Raw genomic sequence first — 25,804 nt, forward strand, 5'->3', positions numbered from 1 at the left:
GATGCGGCCACGCTGGCCGGAAATCCTCGGCCAATTTGGTGACAGGCGCACTGATGTTTCATCATTGTGACAGCACGTCAGCTCTTGGCGTGTGTCGAGGAGCCGGGGGCGCCGGGGGGTCCCCCGTTCACACCGGTCGCAGCCGCAGGCGAGTTCTCGTTGTCGCCGTGCGCCGCCGGGGCTCCCGTCCCATTTCCGTCACCAAGGCAAAGGCCCATGTCCGCCCAGCAACTCTCGGACCTCATACGTTTCGCCCGTCACAACTCGCCCTTCTACCGGGACCTTTACGCGTCCCTGCCGTCGCACATCGACCGCCTCACCGACCTGCCGGTGGTCGACCAGCAGGAATTCTGGGCGGCCAACGCCCTGCACGACAGTCGCGTGTTGACCGGCCCGCTCAGCGAGGCCACGGTCTACAAGACCGGCGGCACCACCGGTTCCCCCAAGTTCTCCGTCTACACCCGCGACGAGTGGCGCACCTTCGTCACCTCCTTCGGCCAGGGACTGGTGGACACGGGCCTGCGCCCGGGACACCGCGTCGCCGACCTCTTCTACGCCGGGGAGCTGTACGCCAGTTTCCTCTTCGTCCTCGACTCGCTCGCCCACGCGCCCGTGGACAACGTCCGCCTGCCCATCGGCGGCGGCGCTCCGCTGGAGACGACGATCCCCACGCTGCGCGATCTCGCCGCCCAGGTGGTGACCGGCACGCCCACCACCCTGTGCCGGCTCGCCGAGCAGGTCGTCTCGTCCGGTGTCCGACTCGACTCCGTCGAGCTGCTGCTCTTCGGCGGCGAGGCGCTCTTCGACGACCAGCGGCGCCTGCTGGCCACCGCGTTCCCCCGCGCCGAGGCCCGTTCCGTCGGATACGCGAGCGTCGACGCCGGCCTCCTCGGCCGCCCCGTACCCGGTGCCGATGCCCGGGTGCACCGGGCCTTCACCCCGTACTCGCTCGTCGAGATCCTCGACGACTCCACCGACGAGCCCATCACCGCACCGGGGCGGCCCGGCCGCGTCGTCGTGACCAGCCTCTTCCGCCGCCTGATGCCGATCATCCGGTACCCCGCCGGTGACCGGGCCGAGTGGACCGGTACCGGCCCCGGGCACTTCCGGATCCTCGGCCGCGCCGAGGAGGGCGTACGGGTCGGCCCCGTCTCCCTCTACACCCAGGACGCCCAGGACGCCGTGAGCGCGGCCGACACCGCGGGGCGGGTGGTCGGCACGCAGCTCGTCGTCCGCCGCTGGGACGGCCGCGACGGGCTCGTGCTGCGCCTGGCGACGGCCCCCGGTGACCCCGACCACGGCCGGGAGGAGCTGGCCGGGGCGGTCGTCACGGAGCTGGAGACCGTACGGCCGCTGTATCCGGACAGTGTGCGCGCCGGGTTCGTGCACCCGCTCTCCGTGGAATGGGCGCGCCACCGCGACCTCGCCGTCAACCCGCGCTCGGGCAAGCTCGTCCGGGTCCTCGACGAGAGGCCGACCGCATGACCGCCACACCCGTGACCGCCGCACCCGTGACCGAGGAGGCCACGCCCGAGGTGGTGGCCGGCGGCCGGCGCGCGCCGCTGATCCTGCGCAACCGTGCCTTCGGCGCCGTCTGGCTCGGCCAGGTCCTCACCCAGGCCGCCGTCCGCATGTTCCAGGTCGGCGTGTCCTGGTGGATCGTCGCCCACGCCGTGCAGGACGCCCGCGGTCTGGCCTCCGGGCTGTTCATGGCGGCCTGCACGCTGCCCGCCGTGGCGCTGGCGCCCGTCGTGGCCGCGGCGGTCGCCCGGTTCGCCCACCGTTCGATCCTGCGGACCGCCGCGGCCCTGGCCGGGGCCGCCTCGGGCGTCCTCGCGCTGTGGGCGTACGGCGGCGGGCTGCCGCTCACCGCCGTGTACGCCGCCGCGCTCGCCCTGGCCACCTGCCAGGCCTTCTTCGACCCCTGCCTGACCACGTCCGTGCCCGAACTCGTCGACGACGCCGACATCGAGACGGCCACCGGCTTCGAGCTGTCCACCCAGTCCCTGGCCGGCCTCGGCGGAGCCCTGCTCGGCGCCCTGACCGTCGACCGGGCCGGCGTGGCCGGGCTGGCCGTGGGCTGCGCGGTCGCCTACGCCGGGGCGGCGCTGCTCATCACGAGCGCCCGCTTCCGTCGCACCGAAACCGCCGTGGCCGACACGACCGACGCGGCTGACGCAGACGTGCCCCAGCGGCGCGCGCTCCGCCGGATCCTGGGCGAACTGCCCTACGTACGGCGGATCCTGATCTGCTTCACCGCGGCGAACCTCTTCACCACCGCCGTGTTCGTCGTCATCCCCCTCTACACCCGCTCGGTCCTCCAGGGCGGTGGCGGCACCGTGGCGCTGCTGGAGGCCTCCCTCGGTGCCGGCGCGCTCATCGGCGCCTTCACCGGGACCCGCGTGCCGGGGCGTCCCACGGTCGCCGGCGCATACTGCCTGGGCCTGATGGCCCTCGCGCTGGCGGTGCCCGGGCTGGTCGCGCACCGCCTGGTCATCGCGGGCTGCCTGGCCGTGGCCGGCTGGTGTGCCGGGGCGGTCAGCGTCCGCTTCGTGGCGCTCTTCCAGCGGCTGGTGCCGACGGCGGACAAGCCCGGCTTCTTCGCCGTGATGCAGGCCGTGCTGGGCGCCTCCCTGCCGGTGGCATCGCTGGTGTTCGGCTCCGCCGGGGACTTCCTCTCGCCCCAGACGCTGTGCCTCGTGCAGGGAGCCGGCCTTCTTCCGGCCGCCTTCGCGCTGGCCCTGCTCGGGTCCCGTACGCCCGAACCGCCCTCGGCGGAGGCGGAGGCGGACGCGGATACGGATACGGATACGGATACGGATACGGACGCAAGCCGCGGCACGGAACCCGTGGGAGGCGCCCGGTGAACCCCGTGATCACGCCGGCCACCTGCGCGGACATCGCCGAACTGCGCCAGCTCTACTACGCCGTCTACGGGCCGCACTACCCCGTGGCCCTCGGCACCGACCCGGCCGAGATGGCCCGGCTCATCGAAGACCCGTACTCCCTCTGGCTCGTCGGCCGCTGCGCCGACTCCGGGGCCCTGACCGCGTCCGCCGCCATCCACGGCGAGCCGGGCAGCCGCATCGGCCGCCTGGAGGGCATCGCCGTCCACCCCGAGCACCGCTCGGCGGGCCTGGCCGCTGCTCTGACCGAGGCGCTGTGCGCCGGGATGCTGGACACGGGGCGGCTGGACTCGGTGTACGCCACCGTACGCACCGTCAGTTCCGGTCCGCAGCGCGTCGTCGCCCGCAACGGCTTCCGCCCGCTGGGCATCCTCCCCAACGCGGTGGATCTCCGCAGCCGCGAAAGCCTCGCACTCTACGCGCGTCACTCCGCGGGCGTGCTGGACCGCCGGAACCCCGTCACCGAAGTGCCCGCCCCGCTGTTGCCGTTGCTGCGCACCGCCGAGGCCGCCCTCGGCATCCGCTACCCCGGGGTCCGCGCGGGCACCGGCCCGCTCCCGGCGCCGGCGCCGCAAGGGGCCGCCGAACGGCTGGAGATGATCGAGGCACCGGCCTTCGTACGCCGCCGCTTCCGCGAGCGGTTCCCCTGCGCCGAGGGCTGGTTCTACCCGCTGCACACCCCGAACGTGCTGCTCACCCCGGAAGACGGCCGCTTCGAGGTGTACGCCTACCTCAACCGCGCCGGCGGGTACGCCTCCCTGCTGAGCGCCCACCCCGACCCGGCCGCCGCGGCCGCGTACCTCGAACCCGTCACCCGGGCCCTCGCCCGTGCGGGTGCCGGCTACGTCGAGGCCCTGGTGCCGCTCGCACACCAGGAGGCCCTCTCCGCCTTCCTCGCCCAGGGATTCGTCGCCGGGGCCCTCTACCCGGCGATGCGCGCGGACGGCGACGGCTTCCACGACTACGCCGTCCTGTCCCGCTCCAGCGAGCGGATCGACTTCCGCGGCGTCGCCGTCGAACCGCCCCTCCAGCCCTATCTGGACTGCTACACGTCGGCCTGGGCGTCGACCCATCTGCCCACATCACCCGAGGTCGCCTCATGAAGCCCATGAACCCTGTGAATCCCGTGAATCCCGTAACTCCCGTGGACGCCACGCACCCCGTGAACCCCCATCTCGCGCCGGTCTCCGTACCCGACCCGGCCCTGCTGCCCCACGTACAGCAGCTGTGCGACCTGACCGATCCGTACGCCTTCGGTCCCGCGGAGGACGCGCTGTTCGCCGCCGCCATGGCGGAGACCAACGCCTGGCACACCGAGCGCTCCCCGTTCTTCCGCTCCCTGTACGAGGCCACGCCCCCGGCCGAGCCGTACCGCACGCCGCTCGTCCACGCGAACTTCTTCAAGCGCCACGAGGTGCTCTCCATCCCGCGCGAGGACGTCGAGCTGCACCTGACCTCCTCCGGCACCACGGGCCAGAAGTCGCAGATGTTCTTCGACCAGTGGACCATCCGTTCCGCCCAGCGCATGGTCGCCCGGATCTTCGAGCGCAACGGCTGGATCACCCCCGAGCAGGAGGTCAACTACCTCCTCTACAGCTACGAGCCGGCGCCGTCCCTGAACCTGGGGACCGCCTTCACCGACAACTACCTGTGCGACTTCGCCCCGGCGCGCAGCGTCTCGTACGCACTGCGCAACACCGGCGGCGACCACGAGTTCGACCCGTTCGGCTGCATCGCCGCGCTGCGCCGCTTCGAGCGCGAGGACGCCCCGGTCCGCATCCTCGGCTTCCCCGCCTTCCTCTTCTTCACGCTGGAGCGGATGCGGGCCATGGGGCTGCCTCCGCTGCGCCTGCCCGAGGGCTCCCTCGTCGTCCTCGGTGGCGGCTGGAAGGGGCACGCCGACCGGCGCATCGAGAAGGAGGAGCTGTACGACCGCGTCACCGAGCAGCTGGGCATCCCGGGTGAGCGGATCCGGGACACCTTCGGGTCGGTGGAGCACTGCATCCCGTACATCGAGTGCGACCACCACCGGCTGCACGCCCCCGTCTGGTCCCGGGTGACGATCCGCTCCACGCGCACGCTCGAACCGCTGCCGTACGGGGAGCCGGGCTACCTGCACCTCGTGTCGCCGTACATCACCTCGGTACCGGCGCAGAGCGTGCTCATGGGCGACCTCGCCTCCCTCCAGCCGGGCGACGCCTGCGGGTGCGAGCTGGAGACCCCCTGGTTCACCGTCCACGGCCGTGCCGGGGTGAGCCGCAACCGCAGCTGCGCGGTGGCCGCAGCAGAACTGATGAAGGGCATGGCGTGACCGTGACGCAGACCAAGGCCGCGTACGAGCAGCACGGCGACGGCGCCGCGCACCACTACTGGCAGGGCGCCTTCGTCGGAGACGAGGAGGCCGGGCGCCGCCTCGCCGGTCTGCCGGCCGCCGTGGAGGCCGCGCTGGCCGAGGGGCTGGAGACCGAGACGGTGCTGGCCGCCTGTGACTCCCTCGCCGGCGCCCTGTGCGACCCCGCCCACCCGGTCCACGCGCGGCTCGCCCCGCACCTGCCCGAAGGTGAGGACCCGGCCGTCCTGGCCGAGCTCGGTGTCCTCCTCGGCAGGCGGGAGCTGACCCGCAAGCTGCGCCGGGAACTCGGCAGTGCGGCTCCGGGCCGGCTGAACCGGGCCGATCCGCGCGAGACGGTATACGAGGCCTGGGCGCCCGTCGGCCTGGTCGCGCACATCGCCCCGGGCAACGCCTCTACGGTCGCGCCGCTGAGCATCGTCGAGGGCCTGCTCGCCGGGAACGTCAACGTCCTGAAGACCAGCAGCGCCGACACCCTCCTCACCCAGCACCTGATGGCCGAGCTCGCGGCCCTGGACCCGAGCGGTGCGCTGGCCGCGCGGATCGTCGTGCTGCGCTTCCCGTCCTCCCGGCAGGAGTGGCTGCGCCTGATGTGCGCGCCCGCGGACGCGGTCGCCGTGTGGGGCGGGGAGGGCGCGGTCGAAGGTGTGGCCGCCCATGTGCCGGCCGGCTGCCGGCTGGTGGAGTGGGGGCACCGGATCTCCTTCGCGTACCTGACGGGCGACGCCTGGTCGGACGCGGGGACGCTCGACGCCCTCGCGGACGACGTGTGCCTGCACGAGCAGCAGGCGTGTTCCAGCCCCCAGGTGGTCTACCTCGACACCGAGGACGAGGGTGAGGTGTTCGCGTTCGCCGAGCGCTTCGCCGCGGTGCTCGCGGCGCGGCCGCCGGCCGTGACGGCGGCCGCGGCGGGCGGGCCGGATCCGGCCGAGGAGGCCGAGCTGACCACCACCGAGCTGATGGCTCGGCTGGAGGAACACCTGGGCCTGACGCGGGTGTTCGCCGCGCCCGACGGTTCGTGGCGGGTCATGGCCGACACCCGTTCCCCGCTCACCGCCTCGCCGCTGCACCGCAGCGTGTGGGTCAAGCCGCTGCCCCGCAAGCGGCTGATCGCCACCCTGCGCCCGATGCGCCGCTACCTGCAGACGGCGGGCCTGGCGGGCAGCCCGGCCGACATCGCCGAGCTCTCCCGCACCGCCCTGGCGGCGGGCGTCACCCGGGTCACGCCGGTCGGCGCCATGCTGGACAGCTACGCGGGCGAGCCGCACGACGGCGTCTACGCCCTGCAGCGCTACAGCCGCCGCGTCGCCGTCCAGGCCGACCCGGTGCGCTTCGCCACCACCGCCTGCCTGGACGATCTGGCCCGGCCCGTCGTCCTGCCGCGGCCTGCGGGCCCGCTGCTGGGCAAGGAGGACGTGCAGGAGCCGGCCCGCCGGGTGGCGCGGGCCGATGCCGAGCTGTACTTCCGCAGCGGCGGCAGCACCGGTGAGCCCGCACTGTCGATCTTCAGTTACGACGACTACGACACCCAGATGCACGCCGCCGCCCGGGGTCTGCTCGCCGCCGGCTACGACCCGGTCGGGGACCGCACCGCCAACCTCTTCTACTGCGGCGCCATGTACGGCAGTTTCATCAGCTTCTTCTCCGTCCTCGAGCGGCTCGGCGGGGTGCAACTGCCCTTGTCCGCGGGGCCGGACCACCGGGCGACGGCGCGGGCGCTGATCGACCTCGGGGCCGACACCCTCTTCGGGATGCCCTCCTACCTCTGGCAGCTGCTGCACGCGGAGGGGGACGCGCTGCGCGCGTACGGCGGCCTGCGCAAGGTCTTCTACGGCGGCGAGCACTTCACCGAGGAGCAACAGCGCACGCTGAAGGAGACGTTCGGGATCGAAACCGTGCGCTCCATCACCTACGGCAGCACCGACCTCGGCCCGCTGGGCTACCAGTGCACCGAGAGCTCCGGCGGTGTCCACCACCTGCACGCCGACCTGCACACGATGGAGATCCTGGACCTGGCCGAAGACCGACCGGTGGTCCCGGGCGAGACGGGCCGGCTGGTCTTCACCACGCACGCCCGGCGCGGCCAGCAGCTGGGCCGGTACGTGATCGGCGACCTCGGCCGGGAGGTGCCGGGCCGCTGCCCGTGCGGCCGGCACGCACCCCGCTTCGAGCTGCGGGGGCGCACCGGTGACGTGATGCGGGTGGCGACGTACTTCCTCAACCACCGCCGGTTCCTGGACCTGGCGGAGGAGCAGGGCGGACACCGCGGCGAGTTGCAGATCCGGCTCGACGGTACGGACGCGCGCGAGCTGCTGACGGTACGGGTGGAACGGTCCGGGGCGACGGATCCGGACCGGCTGCGGGAGGTGTTCCTGGCCGGCTACCCGGAGCTCCGCTCGGCGGTGACGGAGCGGCTGCTGGACCTGGTGGTCGAGGCGGTGGACGGCGCGTCGCTGGACCGGAGCCCGACCAGCGGCAAGCTCCTCGCGGTGGTGGACGCGCGCCGCTAGGCCGTGTCCGCGAAGTCCCGCCTGCGCCGTCGGCCCCGGTCCCCGCGACCGGGTCCGACGGCGCAGGTCGGCAAGAGCCTTGAGTTTCAGGACTGTTCATCCCCACGTGACAGTGGTCTATACCTTTAACCCTAGGCTGGGTCACCTGAAACATGCACATGCACAGCCGTGGGGGGCTTTATGACCTTTCATCATCTTCCGCAACCACCTTCCGACGAAGAGCTCTACTGGTACTTCGGACCGCAACGCCGCTGGGTCCTGGTCGCCACCTCGCTCGCCTTCGTGTTCACGGCGGCGACCATGTTCACCTTCGCCCTGCGCACACCCGCCCTGTGGGCCTTCCTCGCCGTCCTCGGTCTCAACGTCGTCGCCCTGGCGCTCTCTTCCGTCAACAGCCTGCGCCAGCGCCGGCTCACCCGGCAGTCGCACGAGGTGCTCGTCCACGCCTGGCGGCCCGCCGCCCTGCCCGGCGTCGATCTGTACCTGCCGACCTGCGGGGAGCCGCTCCCCGTCCTGGACAACGCCTACCGCGCGGTGGCGGCCGTCGACTGGGCGGCCGACGCGCTGACCGTGTGGATCCTGGACGACGCCGACCGGCCCGAAGTCGCCGCGCTGGCCGCCTCGTACGGCTACGAGTACGTCGTACGCCCCGACCGGGGGCACCTGAAGAAGGCCGGCAACCTCAACCACGCGCTCACCCTGAGCAGCGCCGAGTTCATCGCGATCCTCGACGCGGACTTCGCGCCGCGGCCGGACTTCCTGCGCCACCTCGTCCCGTACCTGGCCGACCCCGCCGTCGGCATCGTGCAGAGCCCGCAGTGCTTCGACACCGACGAGACCATGGGCTGGATCCAGCGCGCCGCCGGCTCCGCCCAGGAGTGGTTCTTCCGGTGGATCCAGCCGTCGCGGGACGCGAGCGACGCCGCCATCTGCTGCGGCAGCAACGCCGTCTACCGGCGCGGCGCGATCGACCTGGCCGGCGGTTTCGCCCGGCTCGACCACAGCGAGGACCTCTACACCGGACTCGCCCTCCACGAGCAGGGGTTCCGGACCCTGTACGTACCGGTGCTGGTCGCCAAGGGCACCTCGCCCGACCACGTCACCTCCTTCGTCAATCAGCAGTACCGGTGGGCGATGGGCAACCTCCACCTGCTCGGCACGCCCGTGCTGGGGCGGATGCGCGCCCCCTGGCGGATGCGGCTGTGCTTCTACGAGGGGATCGTCGGGTACCTCACCACGGCGGTGAACACCTTCGCGGCGCCGCTGCCGCCGCTGGTGATGATGTTCTGGTACCCGGACCACATCCGGCCCTGGCACGTGCTGCCGCTGCTCGCCCCGCTGTGGCTCTGGCACGTGCTGCTGCCGCGGATCAGCCGGACCCGCTGGCGGGTCGAGGTGATCCGGGCGAACGTCCTGACGAGCGTGGCCGCCACGACGGCGTTCCTGCACACGCTGCGGGGCCGCAGCGCCGCCTGGGTGCCCACCGGCACGCGGAGTGCGCCGGCTCCGGGCGGGATGGCCCGGCGGGTGGTGGCCGTCTCGCTGGTCTGGCTCCTCCTCTCCAACGGCGCGGCCGCCGCGGGGCTCGCGCTGGCCGTGGCCCACAACGGCTGGGAGCCCAACTGGGGGCTGTTCCTCTACCTCCTGGTGCAGTGCCAGATCAACGTCCCGCTGATCCGGGACCTGCTGGCCGAGCTGTACCCGGCCGCCGGACCGCTGCGCGCCCGCGTACGGGCCGCCCTGCGCCCCCGTACCGGCGTGCTGCCCCGCCGTTGGCCCGAGACCGTCGCCGCCTCCGCGGTCCTCCTGCTCACCGGGCTGCTGGCCTCGGGGTGGGTCGACCCGATGCTTCCCTGGCTGAGCTGAAAGGCGCCGTCACCATGTCCTTCCTCCTCACACCCGGCCGGCGGAGCCCCGCCGCGCCGCCGTCCGGATCCCGTTCCGGCGCCGAGTCCGGGCCCAGCCCGCACCGGTCCGCCTTCCGGCCCGACATCGAGGGGCTGCGCGCGGTCGCCGTCCTCGCGGTCCTCGCCTTCCACGCCGGGATCCCGTGGGCGACCGGCGGTTTCGTCGGCGTGGACGTCTTCTTCGTCATCTCCGGCTACCTGATCACCGGCCTGCTGGTCCGCGAGGCGATCACCACCGGCCGGATCGGGCTCGGGGACTTCTTCTCCCGGCGGGCCCGGCGGCTGCTGCCCTCGGCCGCCGTGGTGCTCGGCGCGGTGGCGGTGGCCGGCGCCTGGCTGACCGTGCCGCTGCGCCGCACCGACGTGGAGCACGACGTCGTCGCGGCGGCGCTGTCCGTCGCCAACTGGCGGTTCGTGTCCCAGCGGACCGACTACCTCGCCGCCGGGCACGGCCAGAGCCCGCTGCTCCACTTCTGGTCCCTCGCCGTCGAGGAGCAGTTCTACCTGTTCTGGGCCCCGCTGCTGGCGGTCCTCGTGCTCTGCGCGGCCCGGGCGGTCCGCCGCGGCCGGGCCGTACGCTCCGTCGTGGTGCTGGTCGCCGCGCCGCTGACCCTGGCGTCCTTCGCCCTGGCCCTGTACTGGACACGGCACTCCGTGTCGCTCGCATACCTCGGAACGCCCTCGCGCGTCTGGCAGTTCGGGGTCGGTGCGCTGCTCGCCCTGCTGCCCTGGCACCTGATGCGCGGGCCGCGACCGTTGCGGCTGCTGGGCGGCTGGGCCGGGGCCGCGGCGATCGGCTGGTGCGTGGTGTCGTACGACGCCGCGACCCGGTACCCCGGCTACGCGGCGCTCGTGCCGACCCTGGCCACAGCCGCCGTGATCCTCGCCGCGATCCCCGGCCGGGGCGAGCGGAACGACCCGGGCACCTACGAGGTCGGACGGCTGCTGGCGGGGCGGGGACCGAGGGCCGTCGGGCGGCTCTCCTACAACCTGTACCTGTGGCACTGGCCGGTGCTCGTGCTCGCCGAGGCCCGGACCGGCCCGCTCGGCTGGCCCGCGAAGACCGCGCTGACGCTGGCGGCCGTACTGCCCGCGCTCGCCACCCTGCGCTGGGTCGAGCAGCCGCTGCGCCGCAGCCGTACGGTCTCCGAACTCCCCCGCCGCGGGCTGTCGGTGGGTGTCACGGCCATCGTGCTGCCGCTCGTCCTCGCCCTGGTGGTGGGGACCACGAGCCTGCACCTGCTGGGCCCGGCCGTCCCGGTGGACCCGAAGGGGCTGCCGCCGGGCGCGGCCTCGGGCCCCACCCTGCTCGCCCGGACCTCCGGTACTCCGCTCGCGGACGGTCCGGTGGTGCCGAGCCCCGTGCAGGCGCGCGCGGACTTCCCGCCGGACGGGGCCTGCGAGGTCGCCCCGGCCGAAACGCGCAGCCCGGACTGCCTGTTCGGCGCGGTGGACAGCCCGGACCGGATCGTGCTGCTCGGCGACTCGCACGCCGGGCAGTGGTTCTCCCCGGTGCTGGCGCTGGCCGCCGGGCGGGGCTGGGCGTTGCAGGAGCTGGTGAAGCAGGGCTGCCCGCTGCCGGAGCTGGCGGTGGACAGCCCCCAGCTCGGCCGCGCCTACCGGGAGTGCGACACCTGGCGGGCCGACACCCTGGACCGGCTGAAGCGGCAGCCGAAGCCCCGGCTCATCGTGATCGCCTCCCTCAACCGCTACACCGCCGACGCGGAGCTCCTGGCCGAGGGCTGGGAGAAGACGCTGCGGCAGCTCAGGGCGCTGGGGGCGCCGATCGTCTACGTCGAGGACACCCCCGTGCCCGGTACGGACGTCCCGGCGTGCGTCTCGGGCCGTTCCGAGCCGGCGGACGCCTGCGCGTTCCGGCGGACCGACGCCCTGCGACCCGATCCGCTGGCGGCACGGATCGCGTCCGGTGCGCTGCCCGGCGTACGGAGCGTCAGCGTGAACCCGGTCCTGTGCCCGGGGGACGGGCCGACCTGCCCGGCCGTGCTCGACCGGATCCTGCTCTACCGGGACGACGCCCACCTGACCAATGTGGCGGCCGTCGTCCTGACCAACCGGCTGGAGCGGCTGTTCACGGAGGCCGGGGCGCTGCCCGCTCCGGCATCGGCCTCGGGGCCGGCCGGTACGGACGGGTGGCGGCAGCTGCTGCGGGACGACTTCGACGGACCGGCGGGCAGTCCCCCGTCGGCCGCCCACTGGATCCACGACCTCGGCACCTGCTATCCGGGCTGCCCCGCGCCGCAGTGGGGCACGGGCGAGATCGAGACCATGACGGACTCGACCGAGAACGTGCGTCTCGACGGGAAGGGCGCGCTGGAGATCGTCCCCACCCGGAAGGACGGGGAGTGGAGTTCGGGGCGCATCGAGACGCGCCGCTCCGACTTCGCGCCCCCTCCCGGCGGGACCCTGCGGATCGAGGCGTCGATCGCCCTGCCTGAGGTGACCGGCGCGAAGGCGGCGGGGTACTGGCCGGCGTTCTGGACGCTGGGGGCACCACTGCGCGACGGCTACACGGGCTGGCCGGGGGTCGGTGAGCTCGATGTCATGGAGTCCGTGAACGGGCGGGACACCGTGTTCGCGACGATGCACTGCGGGGTCCTCGAAGGCGGCCCGTGCGAGGAGCCGGTGGGGCTGGGCTCCGGGCCGCAGCCGTGCTCCGGCTGCCGGACGGACTTCCACGCGTACGCCGTCGAGGTCGATCTCGCTCCCGGCGCGGAGGAGGTGCGCTGGTATCTGGACGGCCGCGTGTACCACCGGGTGACGGCCGCCCGGATGGACGCCGGGACGTGGCAGCGGGCCGTGGACCACGGCCTGTTCCTGATCCTCAACGTGGCCGTCGGGGGCAACCTCCCGCTCGCCGACGGCGCGACCGTCGGCCCCGCCACCGAACCGGGCCACGCGATGCGGGTCGACCACGTCACCGTCTCGGCCCGGGAGAGGGCCGCGTAGGCGACCCGGCACGCGTACCGGTGCCCCGCCCGCGGTCGGCGGGCGGGGCACCGTGCTCGGGCGGCGGGGCCGCTCCGGCGGAGGGTCAGAACGCGAAGACGGCGTTGCCGTTGAGGGTCGCGTTCATGACGCAGCTGTTGGAGAAGGTGTGCTTCCAGGTGACGCGGCTGCCCTGCCACACGCCGTCCGCCGTGACGGTGACCGGGGCGTAGTGCATCGGGCACGCGCGGTCCGGGTCCGGGGAGGCCAGCAGGTGGTCGAGCGACCCGCCGGTGGAGTTGAGGGCCGCGCAGGCGGAGCCGGGGTCGGGGTGGGTCCCCAGGGCGGTCGGCGCACAGCTGAGGGTGGATGCCCGGACGACGGTGGACGCGTCGTCGTCGCCCTGCGCGATGGTGAACACCATGGCGGACGGGGCGTACAGGCTGGCGGGCTGAGCCGCCGCGATACCGGTGGCTCCGATCAGGCTGAGGACTGCAGCGGCGGAGGCAGCTGCGATGCGGTGACGCACGACGAGACTCACTTTCGATTCAAAGGTTGAACGCGATATTTTCTTTCGATCGCGTCCTTGTGAGCTCAGACTGTCCGACATGCGGGCGCACCGCATGTCCATGACCGATTTACGGACAGAGCATGCGCATACGCGCGACCGAATGGTCGTTCGGGCAGCTCAGAGGGGGCGCGTCGACGCCTCGGCCGGCCACGAACACGAGCGGCGCCGGACACGACGTGCATCCTTGCGCCCGCTGACCTGCTGTCGGCCGCGCGCGGTTCACCGAACGGCCACGCAGCTTGTCCGGATACACACCCTCACCGCGCCGACATGGATCCCACCCCCGCCGATTACACGGGAGAGTTACAGATATATCCGAATTGAGCAACACGAGCCTTAATTGCGGTGATTCGTGGTGCGCGGGGGCCAAAGTGTGGCTCCTCGGCAGGACGCCGGGAACCGCACGGAGCCCGACCGGCTCGAACGACGCCGGTCCGGGCTGACTGTTGAAGGGGTCATCTTCATGTCTGCTTCTCTCGCCACCCGCCGCGCCCTCTCCGCGGCGCTGGCCGCCGTCGCCCTGGTCGGCGCCGCCGCCCTGCCGGCCGCGGCCGACGACCACCGACGCGACCGGAACACGCGTTCCTCGATCGTCATCGGCGACGTCCAGTACGACAGCCCCGCCCGCAACGACCGCTCCAACCGCGCGCTGAACCGGGAATGGGTCGAGGTGAAGAACACCGGCCGCGGCGCCGTCAACCTGCGCGGCTTCACCCTCACCGACCAGCAGGGCAACCGCTACCGCTTCGCCGGCAACTTCCGCCTGGACGGCCGCTCCAGCGTCAAGGTCCACACCGGGCAGGGCCACGACACCAGGCGCGACGTCTACCAGGACCGCCGCCACCAGATCTGGAACGAGCGCGACACCGCCACCCTGCGCGACAACCGCGGCAACGTCCTCGACACCGAGTCCTGGGGCGGCCGCGGGCACCACCAGCCCCGCCGCTGACCCCCACCGGCAGCCACACCGCGGGAAACGGTGAACTGCCGGCACACGTGAACGGCGTGCCACGGCGAACCCGCCGCGGCACGCCGCATCCATGTCCCGCCGCATGACGAACTCGACGGGCCCGGCGCACACATGGGCGCGCCCGGGCTCCTAGCGGGTCGGGTAGTCCGTGTACCCGCGCGCGTCGCCCCCGAAGAAGGTGGTCGGGTCCGGGGTGTTGTACGGGCCTTCGGTGCGCAGGCGGTCCGGCAGGTCGGGGTTGGCCAGGAAGAGGGCGCCGAAGGCGAGGACGTCGGCGGTGCCGTCGTCGATCAGGGTGAGGGCCCGGTGGTCGGTGGGCCCTTCGGTCGCCGGGTTCAGCACGAGCAGCCCGGAGAACTGCTTGCGCAGCGCGAGGGTGGTCGCGCGAGCCTCGGGGGCGTGCTCCAGGACGTGCAGGTAGGCCAGGCCGAGGCCGTCGATCTCCTTGACCAGCGCCTCGTAGGCGGGCTGCGGGTCGGGCTCGGAGATGTCGTTGTACGTGTTCCCGGGCGAGATGCGCAGCGCCGTCCGCTCGGCGCCGATCGCGGCGGCGACCGCCTTGACCACCTCCACCGCGAAGCGGATCCGGTTCTCGGCCGGGCCGCCCCATTCGTCGGTGCGCAGGTTCGTGGCGGGGGCCAGGAACTGGTGGATCAGGTAGCCGTTGGCCCCGTGGAGCTCCACCCCGTCGAATCCGGCCTCCACCGCGTTGCGGGCGGCCTCGGCGAAGGCGGCGACGGTCGCGCGCACCTCGGCTCCGGTCAGCTCGTGCGGGGTCACGAAGTCCTTCATGCCCTCGCCGGTGAACAGCTGCCCCTGGGCGGCGACCGCCGACGGGGCCACCGGGACGAGACCGTCGGGCAGCAGCGACGGGTGGCCGATCCGGCCGGAGTGCATCAGCTGGGCGAAGATCCGGCCGCCGGCCGCGTGCACGGAGTCGGTGACCTCGCGCCAGGCCGCGACCTGCTCCGCGCTGTGCAGGCCGGGGGTGAAGGGGTAGCCCTGGCCGACGACGGAGGGCTGGATCCCCTCGCTGATGATCAGACCGGCCGAGGCGCGCTGGGTGTAGTACTCGGCGACGAGGGCGGTCGCGAGGCCGCCCTCGGCGGCGCGGCTGCGGGTCATCGGCGCCAGGGCGATCCGGTTGGAGAGGGTGGAGCCGGCGATGCGAACCGGTTCGAAAGCGCTGGTCATATTCGCCTCACAGAGATAATTGGTCGGCCAAGCATTGGCTTCGGGATGCAGCGTACCCCATTACTTGGTCGGCCAAGGTAAAATCTGGAGGGAGGTAAGATCCACCATCAGGACCACCGGCAGGACCTGCCGCACCCGACCGAGGAGGAGCGCCGCCATGGCCGCGGAAACCGCTCAGGAACCGCGCACCGACCCACAGTGCCCGGCGGTGCCCAGTGCCGTGCTGGACGGGCCGGTGAGCCATGCGATCAGCCGGGTCGCCCGCCTCCACCGGATCGCGGCCGGCCGCGCCCTGCGGGACCTGGGGCTCCACCCGGGGCAGGAGTTCCTGATGATGCACCTGTGGGACAGCGGGGCCGTGCGCCAGTCCGAGCTGATCAAAGCGGTGGGCCTCGACCCGTCCACGGTGACCAAGATGCTCCAGCGCCTCGAACAGTCCGGCCACGTACGGCGCCGGCCGGACCCGGCGGACCGGCGCGCCTCCCTGGTCGAGGCGACGGACGCCAGTTGCGGGCTGCTGGTCGAGGTCCGCAGGGCGTGGGGCGAGCTGGAACACCAGACCCTGGACGGCCTGGAGGACTCCGAACGCACCGAACTGGCCCGCCTGCTGGGCAAGGTGGAGGCCTCCTTGTGCACGGAGCTCACCCGGAGCTCCGCCGAGTGCGAGGCAATGGTCAAGGAGCCGGGCGCCTGCTAGCCCCATTCCGGGCGGTGGCAGACTCGGGTCATGGCCGAGGAACACACCGGAACAGAGCCGGAGGAACCGCTGCGCGCGTACGCGGAGTTCTACCCCGATATCGCCCGCGCCGGATCCCTGCGGGACGCACTGCAGGCGGCAGCGGACCGTGCGGGGCACGCACTCACGATCGGCCTGATGCCACCGCCGCGCTGGCGGCACGTCGTCGCCCGTGCCCGAAGCGGCGACCGGTCCGTGATCGTCTCGATGACCCTCGGCCGACGCGGTTTCTCCGTCAACTGCCGCACAGCCGGGGCCCGCATGGCCGCCGGCAGCACCACGGACCTGTCCGAGGCCGCCGGCGCGACGCATGCCTGGCTGCTGGGGCCGCGAGTGCCCGACCTCGTCGAGCGCTGGCCCTTCCTCGGATCCGGGGAGCCGTCCGAGGCCGACGGGCCCGTCGACGCGGTGTCCGTCAGGTGGCGAGAGCTGCGCACGTCGGCTGCCTCCCCGCCGTACGCCTCGCTGTACGAGCTCGTCGAGGCCGCCTTCACCGAGCCGCGCCTGCGGGCCCTGTACCCGCGCACCAGCCACGACTGGCTCCGCTTCAGCCGCCGCGCCACCGCTCCCCTGTGCACCGACCTGCCGATGGTCCGGGCGATCGGAAACGGCCGCTATCGCGTACGGACGCACGAGGGGCTGGTGCACGACACCACCGGCACGGCGGAAACCATCGCTCTCGTCCTCGATCACCTGCCCGACGACGACCAACCACTCAGCCTTGAGGGAATGCGCATGACCCTGACCCTGACCGCACAAGACGACACCCTGCCCCAGCCGTTCGGAGAGTCGTTCTCGCGCGACCCCCACGCCGTCTACGCGGGCCTGCGCGCCGAAGGGTCGGTGCACCGGGTGGCGCTGCCCGACGGTTCGCCGGTGTGGCTGGTGACCCACGAGGCGGACGTGCGCGCGGGATTGTCCGACCAGCGCCTGTCGGTCAACAAGCGGCATGCGGCGACGGGTTTCAGCGGCTTCTCGCTCCCGCCCGCGCTCGACCGCAATCTGCTGAACATCGACCCGGACGACCACCTGCGCCTTCGCCGACTGGTCGCGCAGGGCTTCACCCCCCGGCACGTCGAATCACTTCGCGCCGGCGTCGGGGCAGCCGTCGACGACCTGGTCGCGCAGCTCACGGCGGAGACCGCGAGCAGCGGGGAGGCCGATCTGGTGGCCGGGTTCGCCAAGCCGCTGCCGGTACGGGTCATCGCCGCCCTGCTCGACATCCCGGCCGCCGACCAGGAGCGCTTCTCCGGCTGGGTCGCGACCATGCTCAGCCCGCGCTCCCGCGAGGGCCTCGTCCAGGCCATCGGCGACATCCACCGGTTCCTCGTCGACCTCGTGGCCCTGCGGCGCGCCGCCCCGGGCGACGACATGCTGTCGAGCCTGATCGCCGCGCGCGACGAGGAGGACCGGCTCACCGAAGACGAGCTCGTCTCGCTCGCCTTCCTGATCCTCGGGGCCGCCGGCGAGAACGTCCAGCACGTCATCAGCGCCGGCGTGCTCACGCTCATCGAGCACCCGGAGCAGCTGGCCGAGCTGCGGGCACGGCCCGCGCGCGTGGCGGACGCGGTCGAGGAACTCCTGCGGCACACCAGCCCCAACCAGACCGCGATCCGCCGCTTCCCCACCGAGGCCGTCGAGATCGGCGGCGTACGGATACCGGCCGGGGACACCGTCCTGTTCTGCCTGGCCTCCGCGCACCGGGACCCGGCCCGCTACCCGGACCCCGACCGGTTCGACATCGACCGTGCCGACAAGGCCCACCTCGCCCTCGGCCACGGGATGCACTACTGCCTCGGAGCCCCTCTGGCCCGGCTCCAGCTCACTCTGGCCCTCGGCGCGCTCGTCGAGCGGCTCCCCGGCCTCAGACTCGCCCGCCCTGCGGACCCGCTCCGCTGGAGCAGCACCTTCCGATTCCGCGCCCTGCACGACCTGCCGGTCACCACCCTCCCCTGACCACGGCCCGGGCGGCCGGGGGACGGCCGGAGGAGCTGGGGGTGGCCGGCGGAACCGGGGGGTGGCCGGAGAGCCTGGGTGGCGGCCGGACGGGCCGGGATCCGGCGCCGCCCGACCGGCCACGCCCGGCATGCCCGCCTGCGGCGATCGCCGTAACGTGTGTCCCGTGCGCCACACCACCGCGGCCGCGGCCGTGACGGCCACCCTGTGCGTGGCCGCGCTGGCCTGCTCCACCCAGGCCGGTCCGCCGCGCGTCCAGGCCCGGCCGGCCGAGCCGCCGGCCCGGCTCTCGGCGCGGGTCACGCCCGTACCGGTGGAGAAGCTGGGCGCCTCCTACCGGAAGGGCTGCCCGGTCCCGCCCGAGCAGCTGAGACTGATCCGGATGAACCACTGGGGTTTCGACGGCCGGACCCACGCGGGCGAGATGGTCGTCCACGAGGACGCCGTCCGCCCGCTCCTCCACGTGTTCCAGCGGGCCTTCCATGCACACTTCCCGATCCGCCGGATGCGGGTGATGGCCGAGTACCGCGACGACTCCGAGGCCATGGCCGACGACAACACCTCCGCCTTCAACTGCCGCCCGGTCACCGGCGATCCCCGGCGCCTGTCGCAGCACGCCTGGGGCGACGCGGTGGACATCAACCCCGTCGAGAACCCGTACGTCGACATCCACGGCGTCGTCCACCCGCCGCAGGCACGCCCCCATCTGCGACGGTCCCTGACCCGCCCGGGCGAGATCCACCCGGGCGATGCCGTCACGGCGGCGTTCCGCGAGGTCGGCTGGCGCTGGGGCGGCCGCTGGGCCAACCGGGACTACCAGCACTTCTCCGCCAACGGCGAGTGAGCGGGGTGCGCCGGTGCGCCGTCAGTCCCGGCCGAACCAGAAGTCGGCGAGCGAGGTCAGCTTCGCGTCCGACGGCGCGCCCAGCTCCCGCATGTACCAGGACAGGTTGCTGTACACGTGCAGCAGTGTGCAGGCGAGCAGTTCGGCCGGCTCGAACCCGGCGCCGATGCCCGTACCGGTGCCGTACGACGCCAGGAGCGTGCGCAGCAGGTGGCGGTCGGCGCGGGTGACGAACAGTCCGACGCCGACGAAGTCGTACGCCCGGTGACCGATCATGGCCGGCTCGAAGTCGAAGATTCCGGTCAGCCGCCAGCCGTCGGGGTCCACCAGGAGGTGCTGCCGCATCACCTCGGTGTGCAGCAGGGCGCGCCGGGGTTCACGCGGGAGCGGGACGGAGGCGAGGAAGTCGGGGATCTGTTCCAACCACGCGTCGGCCAGCCCGTGGCCGCGCTGCTGTTCCACGGCCCCGTCCCGCTGACGGTCGAGGAAGGCGCCCCAGTCTCCGGGGCCGAGGACGTCCGCGAGCGGTTCGGGGTCCAGTGCGTGCAGGACCGCCAGCGCCTCGCCGACCTCGGCCACCAGCCGTTCCCTGTCGGCCTGCGGTATCCGCGGCCAGGCGTGCGCCAGGCTCTCGCCGCCGAGCCTGGACATCAGGACGTAGCGCCAGCCGTTCTCGTAGGTGCCGGACTCCCGGAGGTGCGGTGTCGCCACCGGCAGCCGTCCCTGCACGTGGGCGAGCACCCGCCCTTCGGCGACGCCGTCCCGGGCCGCGGCGGCCGGGAAGAGCTTCAGGACGTGCTCGTCACCGACCGCGTAGACCGGTTGGGAACCGTCCGGGAAGCGGACGAGGGGCGCTCCGCCCAGCCCCAGGCGGGTGCAGAGGTCCTCCGCGCCCGGCCGCATGATCTTTTCGTCGGGGACGACCGCGTCCCAGTCCTCGTCCGTTTCCACCAAAGGCAGCATGACCGGGAACATAGGCGGCGCGGGCCGCCGTCACAACCGGATTCGCGGGCCGCCGGAACCCGGCACCGGGACCCGTGGCCGTTCGGGTGTTTGCGCTGATGGAAAACGGTGAGACGCCCTGTGCGCCGCGTTCCGTGGGACCCGCCGTCGAGCACGCACCGTGCGTCCGGCATCGGGCTAGAGGCGGCCAGGGAGAATGGGAGACCCTCATGATCGTGCTCGGAATCATCCTACTGATTGTCGGGTGGCTGCTCGGCATCTCGATCCTCTGGACGCTGGGCATCATCCTGCTCGTCATCGGAGCCGTGCTGTGGATCCTCGGGGCCGTCGGACACGAGGTCGGCGGACGGCGCCACTACTACTAGGGCTTCGCCCGTCCCGGGCCGTCGGCTACCGCCGACGGCCCGTTGCACGGGTGAAACCGGCGCGTACAGCCCCGTCTCGCGCACAGGCCACGTAGAGTCGCGAATTGAGCCGGTTCGTCCTACTTCGGGGATGTGCATGCGTCGTCTCACTGTTGCCCTCGCGCTCCTGACCGCCCTTTCCTGCGGCTCCCTGCTGGGCCCGCAGGCCGTCTCGGCGGCGGTGTCGGCCGAGAGCGGTGCGGCGGGCGGTGGGAGCCGGGGCACGAACATCCTGATCGTCGGCATCGACAGCCGCGCCGGTCTGTCCGCCGCCGAGAAGAACCGGCTCCACGTGGGCGGCGAGGGGTGCAACTGCACGGACGTCATGATGCTCGTGCACCTCTCCGGGAACCGGCAGCGGGCGAGCGTGGTCTCCATCCCGCGCGACTCCTACGTCGAGTACGCCGGCGACACCACCACCGCACGCAGCGGCAAGATCAACGGCGCGTACAAGCTCGGCGGCGGCGCCCTCACGGTGGCCACCGTGGAGAAGGCCACCGGTCTGCACGTCGACCACTACCTGGAGACCGATTTCCGGGGCTTCGAGCGGACGATCGACAACCTCGGCGGCGCGACCGTCTGCACGGACCGGCCGATCAAGGACGAGAACTCCGGGCTCGACATCGGCGCGGGCCGCCACCACACCACCGGAAACGAAACCCTGCGCTACGTACGGGCCCGGCACGTCAACCTCCGGCCCGGCGACCTCGGACGCGTCCGACGCCAGCAGCGCGTGGTCAACGACCTGCTGGCCCGCCTCACGTTCGAGGGCGCCCTGTCCAGTCCCCTGCGCACGGCGCGGACCGTGCACACCCTGCTGAAGACCGTACGCACCGACGCGCGGACCGGGCCGGGCGACCTCGTCCGCATCGGCTGGGCGCTCGGCCGCCTCCGTGCGGACCGGACCGAGTTCGCGACCGTCCCCATCCGGCTGTTCGACCACCGCGTACCCGGAGTGGGTTCCAGCCTGGTGTGGGACGAGGCCCGCTCCGCCGCGCTGTGGGCGGCCCTGGGCGCCGACCGCCCCATCACGGGCGACACCCGCATCCAGCCCGTCGCGGAGACCCCGGCGCCGACCGATCCCGCCGGGATCGCGGTCCGCGTGGACGACGCCGTCGTCGCCGCGGCCCTGCGCCGCAACGGGTTCGTCGTCCTCGACACCTCGCAGTCCGCACCGCCCGAACGGCCCGCCGGCCCTCCGGTCATCCGGTTCGCCGCCGGCCAGGAGGAGAAGGCGGCCACCCTGGCTGCCGCGCTGCCCGGCTCCCGCCTGGAGCCCGGGCCGGATCACGGCCCGTTCTTCGACGTCGCCGTCGGCACACGGCCGGTCCTGGTCAAGACCGTCACCTACGACCGCAACATCGCCGATGGCGCCCCCGTGACCGCCGATCGCATCCGCTGCGCCGAAGGACCCGCGCCCGCGGCGGCCGGCGCGACGTCCGGTCGGCCGTAGGACGGGGCGGCCGGGGGGCGGCGGCGAGCTGCCAGGGCGACGATGAGAAGTGTGGACGAAGCGCAGCCGCGGCACGCACCGGGCGAGTGGCCGCGGGAGCTGATCGTGGCGCCCTTCGCGTCCGTGGGCAGCGGTGGCGCCCGCCGCTGTCCGAGGCACCCCTTGGGGGCCGGGGCCTCGCAGGAGGAACGAGTACGCGATGCATGAGGAGATGCCGTTCGAGGACCTGATCAGCGGCGCCGCCCAGGACGCCGGCGGATGGCTGGGCGCGCTGCCGGTGGCGCTGGTGGCCACCAGCAGCGACGGGGTCGTCGTGCGCTGGAACCACGGGGCGCAGGAGCTCCTCGGCTACACCCCGCCCCAGGTGCTCGGGCGGCACATCGCCGATCTGCTCCATCCGGGGGCCGACCGCAGCCTGGGCCGCTCCCTGTGGGAGACGGCCGCCACCGGGCGCGGGGTGATGGGTACGGTCACCGCCTGGCACCGCAGTGGGCACCCGCTGGAGCTGGAGATCTGGGCCTGCCCCGTCCCCGACCGGCGGCACGGCGCCTCGGCCGTTCTGGTCTTCGCCGCGGACGCCCACGCCGCCCGCCGCATCCGGGGTTCCTCGGCGGTGTGGGACGGGTTGTTCGCCCGCTCCCCCGTCGGCATCGCCATACTCGACACACAGCTGCGGTTCCTGCAGGTCAACCCGGCGCTCGAGGAGATGAACGGTCTCGCGGAATCCGCCCACGTGGGCCGGCGCCTGGCCGAGATCCTGCCCGAGGTGAACGCCGACGAGATGGAACAGGCGATGCGCCAGGTCCTGGACACGGGCGAACCGGTCCTCGACCGGCGCCGCACCGGCCGGACCCCGGCCGACCCGGAGCACGACCGCGTGTGGTCGTGCTCGTACGTGCGCGTGGAGGACCCGGGCGGCCGGCCGATCGGTGTCATCGCCTCCCTGCTCGACATCACCCGGCAGCAGCGCGATCAGACCGAGGTCGAGGCGGGCCGCCGCAGGCTCGCGCTGCTGAGCGAGGCCAGCGCCCGTATCGGTGCCAGCCTCGACCTGGAGCGCACGGCGCAGGAACTGGCCGACCTCGCCGTCCCGCACCTCGCCAACGCCGTCACCGTCGACGTCCTCGACTCCCTCGCGAGCGGCAACGAGCCGGGCCCGGGGCTGGCGGCGGGCGTCGCCCTGCGACGCCTGGGCAAGGCGCCGCTGACCGGCTCCGCCGTCACCCAGATCCTGGCGCCGCTCGGCCGCACCCTCACCTTCCCCGCGGCCGCCCCGTACACCCAGGCCCTCGCGGCCCGGCAGCCCTTCCTGATCTCCCACCTCGACGAACGGGCCGTCGCCTCGGCCGCCCGCCACACCACCAAGCCGGCCCAACTGCTCGAGACGGGCGTGCACTCGTTCATGATGATCCCGCTCGTCGCGCGGGACGTGGTCCTGGGCGTCGCGACCTTCTACCGCGCCCGGCCCGGCGGGGCCTCCTTCGGCTCCGACGACGTCACGCTCGCCGCCGAACTCGCCGCCCGGGCCGCCATCAGCATCGACAACGCGCGCCTGTACCACCACGAGCACGAGACCGCCGTCGTCCTCCAGCGCAGCATGCTCCCCCAGCACGTCACGCCTCCCCCGGGCATCGAGATCGCCCACCGCTACCTGGCGGCCAGCGACGTCAACGAGGTCGGCGGCGACTGGTACGACGTCCTCCCCCTCACCGGAGGCCGGGCCGCCCTGCTCATCGGGGACGTGATGGGCCACGGCATCGCGGCCGCCGCGGTCATGGGGCGCCTCTCCGCGACCGTACGCGCCCTCGCGCGCCTGGACATGTCCCCGACGGCGCTGCTGCACCAGTTGGAGGCCACCCTCGCCGACCTCGCCGAACCGATGCTCGCCACCTTCCTCTACGTGGTCTGCGACCCCGCCACCGGCCACTGCACCGTCACCCGCGCCGGACACCCGCCACCGGCCGTGGCCGAACCCGACGGCACCGTGTACCTCGTCAAGACCCCGCCCGGCGTCCCGTTGGGCGTCGGCGGCATCACCTTCACCACCACCGACATCACCCTGCCCCCGGGCAGCCTGCTCGTCCTCTACACCGACGGCCTGATCGAGGCCCGCACCCGCGACATCGACGAACGCCTGGGCGAACTCACCAGTCTGCTCACCGAACCGGACCAGCCCCTGGACCACCTCTGCGACACCCTGATCGCTCACCTGGTACCGGCATCCGCGGACGACGACATCGCCCTCCTGGCCGCCCGCATCGGCACGAACCCCCACCGCCCCGGTTGAGTCTCCCGCGGGGGGAGACCCCAAGCTGGGGGCATGGACAGCGACACGCTCTATTCCATCGGAGAGCTCTCCCGTCGGACCGGCCTGACGGTGAAGACCATCCGGTTCTATTCCGACAAGGGCATCGTCCCGCCCACCGGCCGGAGCGCGGCCGGCTACCGGCTCTACGGCCTCGACGCACTCGCCCGCCTGGACCTGGCCCGCACGCTGCGCGATCTCGGGCTCGATCTGGCGACCGTACGCAAGGTGCTGGACCGGGAGGCGTCCGTGCCGGAAGTCGCGGAAGCCCACGCCAACGCCCTGGACGTGCAGATCCGAACTCTGCGCCTGCGGCGGGCCGTTCTCCGCTCCGTCGCCCGGCGCGGCCCCACCACCATGGAGATGGACCTGATGCACCGACTCGCCACGCTCTCCCAGGCCGAACTGCGCCGACTGGTATCCGGCTTCATCGACGACACCTTCGAAGGACTGCACGGCAACCCCGAGTTCGTGGCCCTGATGCGGTCCGCCCTGCCCGAGCTCCCCGACGATCCCACGCCCGAACAGGTCGAGGCCTGGGTGGAACTCGCCGGGCTCTGCCAGAACCCGGACTTCCGTGCCGCGATACGCCACGCGGCCGAGGACCAGGCGCAGGCGCCCGCGCAGCAGGACGTCGGCGCTCTGCACGACGCGCTCGACCAGGCGATGCGCGAACGCGTCGACGAAGCCGTGTCCGCCGGGCTCCTGCCCTCCTCGGCCGCCTCGAGCGCATCCCCTGCGGATCCGCTGGGCAGCCTCTACGCCCACGCGTTCGAGCGCGCCGGCGACAGCGACCTGCGCCGCTGGCTCCTCGCCCGCCTGCGGATGACCGCCGACCCACACGCCGAGCGCTACTGGCAGCTCCTGGCGACGGTCAACGGATGGCCCGCATCGCCTACGCTCGCTCCCGTCCACTCCTGGTTCACAACCGCCTTCGCCACCGCCTTCGCCACGAGCGAGGACGACGATCACAAGGGCCTTATGCAATGAGGACGCGCACACTGACGTTCGGCCTGTACGCGGACGAACAGGGGCTGGCTTGGGTCAGGACACTCGTCGAGGACGCTGCGGGCTCACGGAGCGCCCGGATCGTCAGCGAGACCGTCACCACCGCGGACGGGTACGACTTCCTGGCCGAACAGTGGGCCGTGGAACATCCCGCGCAGTCCAGCGGTGCACGGCAACCGATGGAGCTGCGCGTCCACTTGGCGTGTTCCCTGCGGGCCTGGCGGGCGACCCGCAAGACGGTGATCGAGACCTTGTGCCCGGAGGGGCCGGCCCCCCACACCTGCCGCGTCCCCTGGTCGGCCGCCTGAAGCCCCGCCCCGGGGCGCGCCCTCGTCAGTCGCCGTCCTCGTGGCGGCGGACCTCGTCGATCAGACGGTGCAGCAGGCTGCGGGCGACGGCGATGTCGGGCGTGGCGATGTCCGCGGTCAGGGCCTGATGGATCGCGAGGTCGTTGGCGACCCGCTGCACCCCCTGGCGGGCGACCCCGAGGCGGCGGGCGGCCCGTGCCACGGTCAGCGGCTCCTCGGAGACCACGCTGAGCAACTGCCGACGACCAGGCCGGGGAGACCTCGTTCCCGGAGTCCGTCGGGGGCTGCTGGAAGGCGGGCGTCGACTGGTACGACGTGGATCTCCACGCGCGGACCTGCACCTACTACGGAACCGACGGCAACGACTACAGCGAGTCCTACCCCGGCGTCGACATCTGAACGAAGAGCGCCCGGACCGGGCCCCGTGACCGCCCGCCCCTGCCCGCATGGCGATCACCAGGGCAGGACACGAG

20 protein-coding genes and 1 pseudogene are annotated in these 25,804 nt (G+C 72.9%); 17 read left to right on the plus strand and 4 right to left on the minus strand.

The window, feature by feature from the left end; translation table 11 throughout:
• Positions 1 to 216 precede the first annotated feature (216 nt).
• The 7 genes from AB0D29_RS24780 to AB0D29_RS24810 all read left to right on the plus strand — a co-directional run bounded on the left by AB0D29_RS24780 (position 217) and on the right by AB0D29_RS24810 (position 12,640).
• Positions 217 to 1,485: a phenylacetate--CoA ligase family protein gene (locus tag AB0D29_RS24780; protein ID WP_362857138.1), complete on the plus strand. Its 1,269-nt coding sequence runs from the start codon at positions 217 to 219 to the stop codon at positions 1,483 to 1,485.
• Positions 1,482 to 2,867, plus strand: coding sequence for an MFS transporter (locus AB0D29_RS24785; protein WP_362857139.1), 1,386 nt, complete (start codon positions 1,482 to 1,484; stop codon positions 2,865 to 2,867). Before AB0D29_RS24780 ends, AB0D29_RS24785 begins: the two co-directional genes overlap by 4 nt.
• Positions 2,864 to 4,009 (plus strand): GNAT family N-acetyltransferase, encoded by a 1,146-nt coding sequence (locus AB0D29_RS24790; RefSeq protein ID WP_362857140.1) that lies wholly within the window; start codon positions 2,864 to 2,866, stop codon positions 4,007 to 4,009. Before AB0D29_RS24785 ends, AB0D29_RS24790 begins: the two co-directional genes overlap by 4 nt.
• A gap of 59 nt (positions 4,010 to 4,068) precedes the next feature.
• Complete coding sequence (locus tag AB0D29_RS24795) at positions 4,069 to 5,217, plus strand: acyl-protein synthase (RefSeq protein ID WP_362857242.1); 1,149 nt, start codon at positions 4,069 to 4,071, stop codon at positions 5,215 to 5,217.
• On the plus strand, positions 5,214 to 7,766 hold the full coding sequence (locus AB0D29_RS24800) for an acyl-CoA reductase (protein WP_362857141.1): 2,553 nt from the start codon (positions 5,214 to 5,216) through the stop codon (positions 7,764 to 7,766). Before AB0D29_RS24795 ends, AB0D29_RS24800 begins: the two co-directional genes overlap by 4 nt.
• 180 nt (positions 7,767 to 7,946) lie before the next feature.
• Complete coding sequence (locus tag AB0D29_RS24805; RefSeq protein ID WP_362857142.1) at positions 7,947 to 9,632, plus strand: cellulose synthase catalytic subunit; 1,686 nt, start codon at positions 7,947 to 7,949, stop codon at positions 9,630 to 9,632.
• Positions 9,633 to 9,646: 14 nt separating this feature from the next.
• Positions 9,647 to 12,640, plus strand: coding sequence for an SGNH hydrolase domain-containing protein (locus AB0D29_RS24810; protein WP_362857144.1), 2,994 nt, complete (start codon positions 9,647 to 9,649; stop codon positions 12,638 to 12,640).
• Between the two features lie 85 nt (positions 12,641 to 12,725).
• Here AB0D29_RS24810 and AB0D29_RS24815 read toward each other — a convergent pair whose 3' ends face one another.
• Entirely contained in the window at positions 12,726 to 13,148 is a 423-nt protein-coding gene (locus AB0D29_RS24815; RefSeq protein WP_362857145.1) for a subtilase-type protease inhibitor, read from the minus strand.
• A gap of 505 nt (positions 13,149 to 13,653) precedes the next feature.
• Between AB0D29_RS24815 and AB0D29_RS24820 the strand changes: the two genes are divergently transcribed.
• Positions 13,654 to 14,139 carry a lamin tail domain-containing protein gene (locus AB0D29_RS24820; RefSeq protein ID WP_362857147.1) on the plus strand — a complete coding sequence of 162 codons (486 nt, stop codon included), beginning with the start codon at positions 13,654 to 13,656 and terminating at the stop codon, positions 14,137 to 14,139.
• 150 nt (positions 14,140 to 14,289) lie between these two features.
• Here AB0D29_RS24820 and AB0D29_RS24825 read toward each other — a convergent pair whose 3' ends face one another.
• Positions 14,290 to 15,354 (minus strand): alkene reductase, encoded by a 1,065-nt coding sequence (locus AB0D29_RS24825; protein WP_362857148.1) that lies wholly within the window; start codon positions 15,352 to 15,354, stop codon positions 14,290 to 14,292.
• 157 nt (positions 15,355 to 15,511) lie between these two features.
• Between AB0D29_RS24825 and AB0D29_RS24830 the strand changes: the two genes are divergently transcribed.
• The 3 genes from AB0D29_RS24830 (at position 15,512) to AB0D29_RS24840 (ending at position 18,890) form a co-directional block, all read left to right on the plus strand.
• On the plus strand, positions 15,512 to 16,051 hold the full coding sequence (locus AB0D29_RS24830; RefSeq protein WP_362857149.1) for a MarR family winged helix-turn-helix transcriptional regulator: 540 nt from the start codon (positions 15,512 to 15,514) through the stop codon (positions 16,049 to 16,051).
• Between the two features lie 30 nt (positions 16,052 to 16,081).
• A complete protein-coding gene (locus AB0D29_RS24835) occupies positions 16,082 to 18,046 on the plus strand; it encodes a cytochrome P450 (RefSeq protein ID WP_362857151.1) in 1,965 nt (654 codons plus the stop codon).
• A gap of 166 nt (positions 18,047 to 18,212) precedes the next feature.
• Positions 18,213 to 18,890, plus strand: a complete 678-nt coding sequence (locus AB0D29_RS24840) for a M15 family metallopeptidase (protein WP_362857153.1) — start codon at positions 18,213 to 18,215, stop codon at positions 18,888 to 18,890.
• Between the two features lie 21 nt (positions 18,891 to 18,911).
• Here the strand turns inward: AB0D29_RS24840 and AB0D29_RS24845 are convergent, their stop codons facing one another.
• Positions 18,912 to 19,853, minus strand: coding sequence for an aminoglycoside 3'-phosphotransferase/choline kinase family protein (locus tag AB0D29_RS24845; RefSeq protein ID WP_362857154.1), 942 nt, complete (start codon positions 19,851 to 19,853; stop codon positions 18,912 to 18,914).
• Between the two features lie 209 nt (positions 19,854 to 20,062).
• Here AB0D29_RS24845 and AB0D29_RS24850 point away from each other — a divergent pair, with 209 nt between their 5' ends.
• From AB0D29_RS24850 to AB0D29_RS24870, 5 genes are all read left to right on the plus strand, one after another.
• Positions 20,063 to 20,218, plus strand: a complete 156-nt coding sequence (locus AB0D29_RS24850; protein WP_327412036.1) for a DUF6131 family protein — start codon at positions 20,063 to 20,065, stop codon at positions 20,216 to 20,218.
• A 136-nt stretch (positions 20,219 to 20,354) separates the two neighbouring features.
• On the plus strand, positions 20,355 to 21,710 hold the full coding sequence (locus AB0D29_RS24855) for an LCP family protein (protein ID WP_362857155.1): 1,356 nt from the start codon (positions 20,355 to 20,357) through the stop codon (positions 21,708 to 21,710).
• 199 nt (positions 21,711 to 21,909) lie between these two features.
• Entirely contained in the window at positions 21,910 to 23,997 is a 2,088-nt protein-coding gene (locus AB0D29_RS24860) for a SpoIIE family protein phosphatase (protein ID WP_362857156.1), read from the plus strand.
• 33 nt (positions 23,998 to 24,030) lie between these two features.
• Entirely contained in the window at positions 24,031 to 25,005 is a 975-nt protein-coding gene (locus tag AB0D29_RS24865) for a MerR family transcriptional regulator (protein ID WP_362857157.1), read from the plus strand.
• The gene (locus tag AB0D29_RS24870; protein WP_362857159.1) at positions 25,002 to 25,331 is read left to right on the plus strand and encodes a hypothetical protein; all 330 of its coding nucleotides are present in this window, start codon (positions 25,002 to 25,004) and stop codon (positions 25,329 to 25,331) included. The genes AB0D29_RS24865 and AB0D29_RS24870 overlap by 4 nt, the downstream gene beginning before the upstream one ends.
• A 25-nt stretch (positions 25,332 to 25,356) precedes the next feature.
• Here the strand turns inward: AB0D29_RS24870 and AB0D29_RS24875 are convergent, their stop codons facing one another.
• Positions 25,357 to 25,533, minus strand: coding sequence for a hypothetical protein (locus tag AB0D29_RS24875; RefSeq protein WP_362857160.1), 177 nt, complete (start codon positions 25,531 to 25,533; stop codon positions 25,357 to 25,359).
• Positions 25,534 to 25,628: 95 nt separating this feature from the next.
• On the opposite strand from AB0D29_RS24875, the pseudogene AB0D29_RS24880 reads away from it, so the two are divergent.
• Positions 25,629 to 25,730: pseudogene (locus tag AB0D29_RS24880) on the plus strand (DUF1398 domain-containing protein); the annotation flags it as partial.
• Between the last annotated feature and the right edge of the window lie 74 nt (positions 25,731 to 25,804).

Origin of the sequence: Streptomyces sp. NPDC048424 (genome assembly GCF_040651555.1) — a bacterium.
Lineage (GTDB): Bacteria > Actinomycetota > Actinomycetes > Streptomycetales > Streptomycetaceae > Streptomyces.